The organism is Ramlibacter paludis (genome assembly GCF_022012305.1).
In the GTDB taxonomy this organism is placed as follows: domain Bacteria; phylum Pseudomonadota; class Gammaproteobacteria; order Burkholderiales; family Burkholderiaceae_C; genus Ramlibacter; species Ramlibacter paludis.
The window spans coordinates 1-241 of sequence record NZ_JAKLTM010000021.1 but is presented as its reverse complement, the minus strand read 5'-3'; the positions used below and the strand labels follow the sequence as shown (position 1 = coordinate 241).

1 protein-coding gene is annotated in these 241 nt (G+C 67.2%); it reads left to right on the top strand.

Annotation, left to right across the window (positions count from 1 at the left end; genetic code table 11):
* On the top strand, positions 1-241 hold a 241-nt coding region (locus tag LZ009_RS24185), incomplete at both ends, for a hypothetical protein (RefSeq protein ID WP_275700561.1).

Sequence of the window (241 nt, the reverse complement as noted above, 5' to 3'; positions counted from 1 at the left end):
GACCGGCGAAGTGCTGCAGACGATCACGCTGACCAACGACTTCGGCACGCCCTACAGCTTCAACTACACGGGGCTGCAGTTCGTGGGCGCCGACATGACGCTGGGCACGACGGCGGTACCTGCGGGCAGCCTGCTGCTGTTCAACGGCTATCCCAACCCGGATCGCGTGGTGGCGGTCAATCCGGGCACGGGCGCGGTGCTGGGCGGGGTGAGCCTGGACGGCAACTACGACCTGATCGCG